Source organism: Pseudomonas sp. Pse79 (assembly GCF_024519615.1).
Lineage (GTDB): Bacteria > Pseudomonadota > Gammaproteobacteria > Pseudomonadales > Pseudomonadaceae > Aquipseudomonas > Aquipseudomonas veronii.
The window spans coordinates 20060-29817 of the sequence record NZ_JALJRR010000042.1; the positions used below are offsets into that span (position 1 = coordinate 20060).

At 62.3% G+C, this 9758-nt stretch carries 5 protein-coding genes and 1 tRNA gene; all 6 read right to left on the reverse strand.

Annotated elements, in window-relative coordinates:
• Window positions 1–50 precede the first annotated feature (50 nt).
• The 6 genes from NR164_RS29110 to NR164_RS29135 all read right to left on the reverse strand — a co-directional run bounded on the left by NR164_RS29110 (window position 51) and on the right by NR164_RS29135 (window position 9405).
• A complete protein-coding gene (locus tag NR164_RS29110) occupies window positions 51–1331 on the reverse strand; it encodes a virulence factor family protein (RefSeq protein ID WP_046382205.1) in 1281 nt (426 codons plus the stop codon).
• Complete coding sequence (gene mprF / locus NR164_RS29115; protein WP_177032144.1) at window positions 1331–3973, reverse strand: bifunctional lysylphosphatidylglycerol flippase/synthetase MprF; 2643 nt, start codon at window positions 3971–3973, stop codon at window positions 1331–1333. Before mprF ends, NR164_RS29110 begins: the two co-directional genes overlap by 1 nt.
• Window positions 3974–4240: 267 nt before the next feature.
• Window positions 4241–4317, reverse strand: a tRNA-Met gene (locus NR164_RS29120).
• A 174-nt stretch (window positions 4318–4491) separates the two neighbouring features.
• Complete coding sequence (locus NR164_RS29125) at window positions 4492–5616, reverse strand: ABC transporter permease (RefSeq protein ID WP_046382207.1); 1125 nt, start codon at window positions 5614–5616, stop codon at window positions 4492–4494.
• 1 nt (window position 5617) lies between these two features.
• Window positions 5618–8359 carry a ribosome-associated ATPase/putative transporter RbbA gene (gene rbbA, locus NR164_RS29130; protein ID WP_079444617.1) on the reverse strand — a complete coding sequence of 914 codons (2742 nt, stop codon included), beginning with the start codon at window positions 8357–8359 and terminating at the stop codon, window positions 5618–5620.
• 2 nt (window positions 8360–8361) lie between these two features.
• Entirely contained in the window at window positions 8362–9405 is a 1044-nt protein-coding gene (locus NR164_RS29135) for an HlyD family secretion protein (protein WP_079444616.1), read from the reverse strand.
• Window positions 9406–9758 lie beyond the last annotated feature (353 nt).

Genomic DNA, 9758 nt, shown 5'->3' on the forward strand with positions numbered 1-9758 from the left:
CTATCGGGGGCAAGCCCCCTCCCACATTAGGTTTTGCGTACAGCGCGGAATTACTCGGCCTTGGCCTGGTGCTTGACGATGATATCCACCAAACGCTTGGCCAGCGCCGGGTAGTTCTCATCGAAGTGGTGCCCGCCCGGCAGCTTGATCGCTTCGCCGACGGCGGTCTTGTCGGTGCAGCCGCTTTCGTCGACCTCTTCGGCACCGTAGATGCACACCACCTTGGCCGCTGGCAGCTTGGCCATTTCCGGGCCGGTCGCGGCTTCTTTGCCGGCGTTGCCCAGCCAACCTTCCACTTCGATTTCAAAGCTGCCGGTGCGTGCGAACGCCAGCAGGATGATTGCGTCGACGCGCTGCTGCTCGCTTTCCGGCATGCGGTTGTAGATGGCCGGCAACACGTCGGCGCCGAACGAATAGCCGGTCAGTACGAAGCGCTTGGTGCCCCATTTCTGCCGATAGTGCTGCATCAGCTCGCTGAGGTCCTTGGCGCTTTGTTCCGGAGTCTTGTGCTGCCAGTAGTAGCGCAGGGTGTCGATGCCCACGACCGGGTAGCCGATCTTGGCCATTTCACCGGCCACGTCGCGGTCGAGGTCACGCCAGCCGCCGTCACCGGAGAGGAACAGGGTCACGGTGTCCTTGGCCTGGCCAGCCGGGACTTCCACGACTGGAATCGCCAGGCCGCCGTTGTCCGAACCGACCAGTTGCTTGCGCAGTTCGTTATTCAGCACTTGTGGGTAGTGAATGTCGTAGTCGCTGATGCTGGTGGTGGCACGCGGGGTGTCGCGCACGAAGCTGGCGCTTTCATCGTCAGGGTTGTCGTTCCACGCCACCAGCCAGTTGCCGTGGGCGGCGGTTTTCGGCAGCGGGTCTTTGCAGCCTTCCTGCACCAGGGCGAAGCCGACGGAGATGGCATTGGCCTTGTCGTCGTTCTGTGTGGCCAGCCAGCGCCAGGCGAGGGCGGCGCCAGGGCCGATGCCGCTGACCAGCGTCGCAGGGCCCTTGAGCTGGCTCAGGGCGCCTTGCAGTGCCTGTTGCTGCAGTGTGCAGTCATCCTTGGGCAGGATCACCTGCACGATCTGCGCCTTGCCGCCCTGGCTGAGGGCAATCAGTTGGCTGTCGGTCAGGGTCTCGTCGGCCATCACCGCCACGGCCACGCGGGCTTTGGGGGTGCCGGCCGGGGTGACGCGGGTCATCACCGAGCCATCGGCCTGGGGCAGTTGCTCCAGGGTCGGCTGTGGGGCAGGGCGGTTCCAGTACCAATAGCCGCCACCCAGGACCACGGCGAGCAGCACCACAAAGGCTAATACATACCGCCAGGAGCGTCGAATCATCAGCGTTTCACCAATCCAGTCAAGCCGCCTGCGATCAGGGCGGCGGTATCGGCCAGTGCCACCAGCGGATCAAGTCCTGCGGGCACGGCCATGTAACGGGGTTCCCAGTCAGGCTGGAACTTGTCTTTGAAGCGGCGCAAACCTTGGAAGTTATACAGTTGCTCGCCACGGCGGAACACCATCGAGCCCAGGCGTTGGGTCAGCGGCGCGCCACGACGCGGTTGCAGGCCAGACAATGGCACCATGCCGAGGCTGAAGCGAGCATAACCGTGGCTCTTATAGTGTTGAATCAGGCCGACCATCATGAATTCCATGGTCAGCTTGGGCGCATCGGGGTGGGCGCGCATCAGGTCGAGGCTGGCCAGGTCGTGGCTGTAGGTCTCGAGCAGGTTGGCGAAGGCCACCGGGTGCCCTTCGAAGCGAATGATCGCGATGCGAAAGTGCTTGAGGTAGTCGTCGCTGAAGCGTCCCAGGGAAAACCCCTTCTCCCGCACGTTCTTGCCGGTCAGCCAGGCGTCGGAAATAACCTTGAGTTCGTCCATCGGCGCCGTGCCCGGTTCGTGGATCTCCAGGGACAAGCCATCCCGGGTGCCACGGTTCCAGGTGTAGCGCAAATCCTTCATCTCTTTGCCCTTGGCTTCCAGGTCAAAGCGTTTCAGGTCGACGCGGGCTTCTTCGCCCAGCTTGATCGCGGTCAGGCCGATGTCCATGTAGTACGGCAGGTTTTCCGCGCGTACCTGGTAGAACACCGGGCGCGCATGGTGGATGTCGCACAGGTCGCGGAACTGCCAGATCATCTCGGCGCGGGGTTGGGTCGGGCCGATCGGGTCGTACAGGGCTACCAGGCTGCGCCCGCGACGGGCATACATCAGGAAGGCTTCGTCGTTGGGGTGGAACAGCAGCGCCTTGTCGCCGGTCAGCGCCAGGCCTCCGTCGGGTTGCGATGAGGCCATCAGGATCTTGGTGGCGCGTTCCAGTTCTTCGGCTGTCGGCAGGTGGATCACCGGGCGCGCGGTACGCAGCAGCCAGGTCAGCGACACGATCACCAGCAGCACCGCGGCCCCCAACAGCGAGCGCAGGCCGCGCGGGGCGTTGGCGTCGAGGGTGAACTGCCACCACAGTTGGTGGCTATACGGGACGTCTTGATAGGCAAACAGCAGCAGCCAGATCGAAGCCCCCAGCACGCACACGCTGGCTACCAGGTACAGCGGCGAGAACGGCAATTCGGTCAGCCGGCTGGCGCGGTAGAAGGAGCGGCGGAAGATCGCCAGCAGCACGGCGGTCATGGTCATCAGGCTGGCTTCTTCCCAGTCGAAGCCCTTGAGCAGCGAGAGCAGGGCGCCGGTCAGCAGCAGCACCATGGTCAACATCCAGGCCGCCGACAAGCGTCGACGCAGGCCTTGGGCCAGCAACAGACACAACACGCCGATCAGGCTCGCGCCAAAGTGCGAGGCGTCAATCAGGCGGTGGGGAATCAGGAAGCCGATGTTTTCCAGGCGTGAGTCGATCTCCGGCGTGGCGCCAGAAAACAGCAGGACCACGCCGGACAAAAAAACCAGTAAGGCCAGCACCGGCGCGGCGAAGCCCGATGCCACGCGCAGGCTCTGCTGGGTCTGGAACAGGCGCTGGGCCTCGTTGACCAGCAGGAACACACAGGCGATCAGCAGCGGCAGCACCACATAGATCATGCGGTACAGCAGCAGGGCGGCGGCCAATGGCGCGGCGCCGAGCTTGTCGGCAAAGGCCGCGAGCAGGATCGCCTCGAACACCCCGACGCCACCCGGCACATGGCTGAGTACGCCAGCGGCCAGCGCCAGCAGGTACACCAGCAGGAACGGGCCGAACGGTGGCGCTTCCGGCAGCAGCATATAAAGGACGGTGGCGGCAGCGGCGACGTCCAGCGCGGTGATGATCAGTTGCAGGAACGTCAGGCGTCGACCGGGCAGGCGCAGGGTGCGGCGGCCGACCTTGACCAGCAGGTTGTCCGTGTAGGGCTGTTCCGGCAGGCGACGGCGATAAATCCCGATGCACAGCGCGGCCGACAACAGCAACACGACGCCGGCAATCGCCCCCAGCAAGCCTTGCGACACATGCAGGGCAGTGGACGCGGCGGGCAAGTTGCTCAAGGTGGCCAAGGCCGCCAGCGGCGGCAGGGCGCAGCCCAGGGAGAGGCTGGCGAACACAGTCATGCGGGCGACTTCCGAAGCCCCGATGCCATGGCGCGCATATAAACGGTAACGCACCGAACCGCCCGAGAGCATCGACAGGCCAATGGCGTTGCCGATGGCAAAGGCGGTAAAGCCGCCGAGGGCGAGGGTCTTGCGGGGCAGTTTCACCCCGGCATAACGTGCGCCGGAGAACTCATAGCCCAATAGAATGACGAAGCCGGCGATGGCGGCGGCGAACGCGCCCAGCAACGCCGGTTTGGGTACTTCCAGGATCGAGTCGTGGAGGGCGTAGAGATCCAGTTCCAGCAGCAGGTGTCGGCAGGCGATCAGGGCGATTGCGAACAGCAACAGCGTCACGGCCAGCCCGATGGGTTGCCGATACTTGCTTAACAGATCCAGCCAGCGCAAACGGGTGGGAGTGATCGGTTGTGTCGCTGTGACAGGGTCTTGTGGTTCAGACGAGTTGGCGCGCATCAATCACCTCGTGGATTGTGCGCGACAGGATGGGGGTATCCAGCCAAGTTACCAATCCCTATGGACAAAATAATTACAAATATTAACGCGGATCACCGGATGCGGCGACTGCGGCCATTGGTCGTAGAAGGATCAAGCATAGCGTGCGATGAAATGGACTCCACGAAACGTCTAGGGTTTCATGAAAGATGCCATGTCATTGTTTCAGAAGAACTTTTTTGTCAGATACAAAAAAGGCCACTCTTTCGAGTAGCCTTTTTTGATGTTTGGTTGCGGGAGCCGGATTTGAACCGACGACCTTCGGGTTATGAGCCCGACGAGCTACCAGACTGCTCCATCCCGCGTCTGTGGCCGGCATTCTACAGCCCAGCGGCGGAGTGTCAACCGTTAATGGTCCGTTGGGTCAAATAAGTGCAAATTGGCCGTTGAATCTCAACGAAATGCGCTAAGTGCGCGCTCGGGCAAGGTTTTTTGTCGGACAATCGTCCACGCCTGGCGCGGGCAGGCGCAAAAAAGCCTTAGCGCAAGGTCGCAACAGACTGGCGGAACAGCAGCAAACTCATCGCGATAAATGTCACGCCCATCACCAGGACCGTCACGAACTCTTTCCACACGATGTCGAGGCCCGCGCCTCGATACACGATCGCCTGCATGAAGCTCACATAGTGCCGCGACGGGAAAAACCACGTCACGTACTGGACCCATTGCGGCTGGCTCTCGATGGGCGACATGCCGCCCGACAGCATCATCATTGGCATGACGGCCATCATCATCAGCAGGGCAAATTGCGCCATGGTGCGGGCGAGGGTGCCAAGAAAGATGCCGATCGCTGCCGTGGCGAAGATATAGATGAGGGTGCCGAGCAGCAGCACACCGCGCGAGCCGGCAATCGGAACGTCGAGAAGGCCCTCGACCACGAACAACAGGGAACAGATGAAGCCGATGAAGATCACCAGCCCGCTCGACCACACTTTGGCGAGCGCTATCTCGAAGGCCGTCAACGGCATCACCAGCAGGTGCTCGATCGTGCCGTGCTCGCGCTCGCGCAAGAGCGCCGCGCCGGTCAGGATAATGATCAGCATCGACAACTGATCGGCAAGGCCGACGATCGCGCGGAACCAGGATTGTGTGCCGTTGGCATTGAAGGCGCGGCGCACGACGAGATCGGAGGGCAGCCCGGTGGTTTGCTGCGCCTCCTGTCGGTAGCGCGTGACTTCGTCGGTCACCATGTTCTGGATATAGCCCGACCCCAGGGACGCCTGCTGGACTGCGGTGGCGTCTGCGTTGACCTGGACTTCGATATCGCGGCCCTTTCGCACATCCGCTTCAAAGTGCGGAGGAATCACGATGACGAGGGTGTAAAGGCCGTTGTCCATGCCGCGATCGATGTCGGCGGCGCTGATCATCTTGGCTGCCTGGAAGTACGGCGGATAGAACAGTCCGGCAATCGATCGCGACAGGCTGGAGTGGTCCTCGTCGACGATCGCCACGGAGGCATTGTTGACGGTCTCGCCGGCTCCGGTCGACTGCATATAAATGCTGAGGCCGAAGGAATAGATGATGAAGAGGATCATCATCAGGTCCTTCGAGAGGGTGCGCAGATCTTTGACGCCGAGCCAGAAAATGTTGGAGAGACTCTGCATCTTATTTCTCCTGTTTGCGCAGGAGCAGCGCGGACAGCAATAAGAAGGCCGGGCAAAACAGGCTCAGCGCGAGCAGGTCGGTCACCATGTCGGTGAAGCCAAGCCCCTTGGTGAACGCACCGACACTCATGTGCATGTAATAGCTCGTCGGCCAGAGGTACCCCATGAGGCGCGCGCCGCCCTCCAGCGTCGAGACGGGCTGCATCATGCCGGAGAACTGCATGGTCGGCAGCATCGACAGCACCGCTCCGGCGAACACCGCTGCGACCTGGCTTGAGGTGAACGTCGAGATGAACAGCCCGTAGCCGGTGGCCGCCGCCACATAGAACAGCGCGCCCAGGGTCAGCGTGAGGCCGTCGCCCTTGAGCGGAACGTCGAAGAGGAACCGCACGGTCACGGTCATGATGAAGAAATTGATCATGCCGACGCCAATGTAGGGCAGTTGTTTGCCGATCAGGAACTCCAGGCGCGTCGTGGGCGTGGCGTAGAAGTTCGTGATCGTGCCGATCTCCTTTTCACGGGCAACGCTGACGGCTGTGAGAATGGCGAGAAACATCATGAGCAGCATCGCCGGCACGGCCGGCCCGATCGCATAAATGCTCTCGGCCGTCGGGTTGTAACGGTTGCGGATCACGATGCTGGTCGTCGGTTTCTTGCTCGCTACGTCGCTGGACTGGCGCTTTCTCTCTTCGGCGAAGAGGTTGTGCGCCGACTCGACGTAACCCTCGATGGTGGCGGCGCGCGAGGTGTTGGCGCCGTCGATCCAGGCCGATACCTGCCAATCCGAGTCGCGCTTTACCAGGCGCCCGAAGCCAGGTGGGATTTCGATGGCCAGCGTGATGTCGTTCGACTTCAGGCGCCTTTGCATTTCGTCGACGCTGTGGATCGGCGTCTTTTCGGTGAAATATCGGGAGCTCGAGTAGTTGGCGAGATAGGCTCTGCTCTCCGGCGTGTCGTCGTGGTCGAACGCCGCATAGGTGAGGTTGGTCACATCGCTGGAGACGCCGAAGCCGAAGATCAACAGCATGATGAAGGAGCCGAGGAAGGCGAAGGCGAGCCGCACCGGATCGCGCATAAGCGACAACGTCTCGCACTTGGTAAAGGCCAGGAGGCGGCGCAGCGGCATGAAGGTCGAGCGGCTGGGCGACAACGCCGCTGCATCGCGCTGGGTCTGCGCCTCGGCATCCGCCACGGAGGGCGCGGGCGCGGCGGGCTCGGCATCCTCGATATAGGCGATGAACGCCTCTTCGAGATTCGCGCTGCCCTTGGCGGTAATGACGTTTTGCGGTGTGTCGCAGACGAGGACGCGACCTGCGTGCATCAATGAGATGCGGTCGCAGCGCATGGCTTCGCTCATGAAATGCGTGGAGACGAAGATCGTGACATTGCGGGTTCGCGAGAGATCGCCGAGCAAACGCCAGAATTCATCGCGTGCCAGCGGATCGACGCCCGAGGTCGGCTCGTCAAGGATCAGCAACTCGGGGTCGTGAACGATCCCCACGGCCAGCGAAAGGCGCTGTCGCACGCCGAGCGGCAGCGAGTTCGCTTCGGTGTCGGCATAGTCGACAAGGCCGACATCGACCATGAGCTGGGCGATACGCGCGTTAGCGTGGTCCGCGGCCAGATGAAAAAGGCGTGCATGAAGACGCAGGTTTTGCCGCACGGTGAGTTCGCCATAGAGCGAGAACGATTGCGACATGAAGCCGACGCGCTGGCGGACCGACAGGTCGTTGGCATCGACAGGTTTGCCGCAGACCTCGGCCTCTCCCTCGCTTGGCGCCAGGAGTCCGGTCAGCATCTTCATGGTGGTGGTCTTGCCGCTGCCGTTCGAGCCGAGGAAGCCGAAGATTTCTCCGCGCTCGATGGCGAAGCTGACGTTATCGACCGCGGTGAAACTGCCGAAACGACGTGTCAGATTCCTCGCGACAATGACCGGCGCCTCGCTGCCTGGTTGGCGCGGCGGAATGACGAAGCGCTGCGCCGTCGATTTGTGCCCCGGCTGCAGGGCGGCAAACACCGCTTCGATGTCTTGTTGGCCGGTCTTCTCGCGCAGCTCATCCGCGGTGCCGCAGGCAAGCACGCGGGCGTGATCCATTGCGATGAGCCAATCGCATTGGCCGGCCTCGTCCATATAGGCGGTGGAGATGACGACACTCATCGTCGGCCGCTCGCGCCGCAGTTCGCTGATCAGGTCCCAGAACTGTCGACGCGACAACGGATCGACGCCGGTCGTCGGCTCATCGAGAATGAGCAGGTCGGGGTCGTGAATGAGCGCGCAGCACAGGCCGAGCTTTTGCTTCATGCCGCCCGACAGCTTTCCGGCCGGCCGCTCGAGAAACGCGAGTAAGCCAATCGCCGCCGCCAGGCGCCGGGTGCGTGCGTCACGTTCCGATGCGGACAGGCCGAAGAGGGTGGCGAAGAAGGCCAGGTTTTCGCGGACGCTGATCTCCTGATAGAGGTTTTTGCCGAGCCCTTGCGGCATATAGGCAATGCGTGTGCAGACGGAGCGGCGGTGCCGGGCATTGCTCATGCTGCCGCCGAGGACCTCGACCGATCCGGTCTGCATCTTCCGCGCACCGGCGATCAGGCCGAGCAGCGTGGACTTGCCGGCGGCGTCAGGGCCGATGATGCCCGTCATCTGGCCGCTCGGCAGTGCGAGCGAGACATTGTCGAGCGCTAGAACCTTGCCATAGACATGGCTCGCGTTGGAAACCTCGGCAATCAGCGCTGCGCGAGTCTCCATTATCAATCCTCAGCGTCGACAGGATCGGCCTGAATGCGCTTTTGCAGGGTGTCCGGCCAATTGGGTGGGTTCGGATCGAGGCGCACATAACCGATGCCGCGGGTGCCCGTTTTCACTTGGTTGAGGTGGCGCGCGATGAGGCTCGGCGGGATGCGCAGCTTGACCCGGAACATAAGCTTGTCGCGTTCGCTGCGCGTCTCGACCTGCTTGGGCGTGAACTGCGCGTCCGGCGACACGAAACTCACTTTGGCCGGCACGGCGAAGTCGGCACCGTCGAACACAATTCGTGCGGCCGACCCGATCGTTACGCGCATGGCCTGTTCGGAGGGGAGATAAATCTCCATGTAGATTTCGGACAGGTCGATGATCGTCAGCACCTTTCCGCCCGCCGAAACGACTTCCCCGGGGTTGACGAGACGATACAGAACACGCCCTTGCACGGGCGCCACAAGAATGGTGTCGGCGATCTGGGCGTCGGTCTGATTAACCAGGGCTTGTGCGGCCACCACCGAACGCTCGCGCGCGGTCACGGTCCGCTGCGCGGCGTCGAGAACGGCGCGCGCAGAATCGCGTTCGCCCTGCGCCTCATCGCGGTTGTCCTCACTGATCGCCCCGGTGACGATCAGCTTGAGGGCGCGGCGCAGCTTTGCCTCCTTGAGGGTCAGTTCTGCCTGCCGTTGCACGACAGTCGCCTTTGCCTCGAGCATCGAGGCCTCCTCGGAAGCCACGTCGGCGGCATATTTGGCGCGTTGCGCTTGCAACTCCGTGGTATCGAGGCGGGCGAGCACCTGGCCTTCGGTGACGAGGTCACCTTCCCGGGCCAGCACCTCGCGCACGCGTCCGGCCAGCTTCGCGGCGATGTCGATTTGGTCGGATTCGATGCGGCCGTTCCCGGAGACAATGCCCTCGGGCAACTTGCCTTGCTGGCTTTGCCACCAGTACCAGGCGCCACCGGCGCCGGCTGCCAAGACGATGACAAGGATCAGAACAATCCTTGTGACACGCCGCCAAGACCACTTTGCATCGTTACTCGGGATGGCCGTCATGATCCGATCCTTGAGTGGGGAGGCGTGAAGATCGATTGAGGCGTACACCAGCACCTGTCAGGCCGCGAGACGCAAACGCGGGCGCGTTATTTCATCCGTTGCGGCAGGTGAATTCCGATGCTTGCCCATCCGGGTAAACGTTACCAACCAAGGGCTGCACATAACGTTGATTTTTATCAAGCAATCGAGCCGAAACCGGGCGCGGCCATCGCCCTCAGTCTCAGTCATTAAAATCAGCACAAACGAAAACACCGCCGCGACGGTGAGGTCGTGGCGGTGTTTGACGTGTACTTAAAACTGGTTGCGGGAGCCGGATTTGAACCGACGACCTTCGGGTTATGAGCCCGACGAGC

What these genes read in the sequence shown, in the direction of transcription:
- NR164_RS29110 (WP_046382205.1), bottom strand. Translation starts at nt 1,331, where the DNA reads ATGATTCGACGCTCCTGGCGGTATGTATTAGCCTTTGTGGTGCTGCTC.
- mprF (WP_177032144.1), bottom strand. Translation starts at nt 3,973, where the DNA reads ATGCGCGCCAACTCGTCTGAACCACAAGACCCTGTCACAGCGACACAA.
- NR164_RS29125 (WP_046382207.1), bottom strand. Translation starts at nt 5,616, where the DNA reads ATGCAGAGTCTCTCCAACATTTTCTGGCTCGGCGTCAAAGATCTGCGC.
- rbbA (WP_079444617.1), bottom strand. Translation starts at nt 8,359, where the DNA reads ATGGAGACTCGCGCAGCGCTGATTGCCGAGGTTTCCAACGCGAGCCAT.
- NR164_RS29135 (WP_079444616.1), bottom strand. Translation starts at nt 9,405, where the DNA reads ATGACGGCCATCCCGAGTAACGATGCAAAGTGGTCTTGGCGGCGTGTC.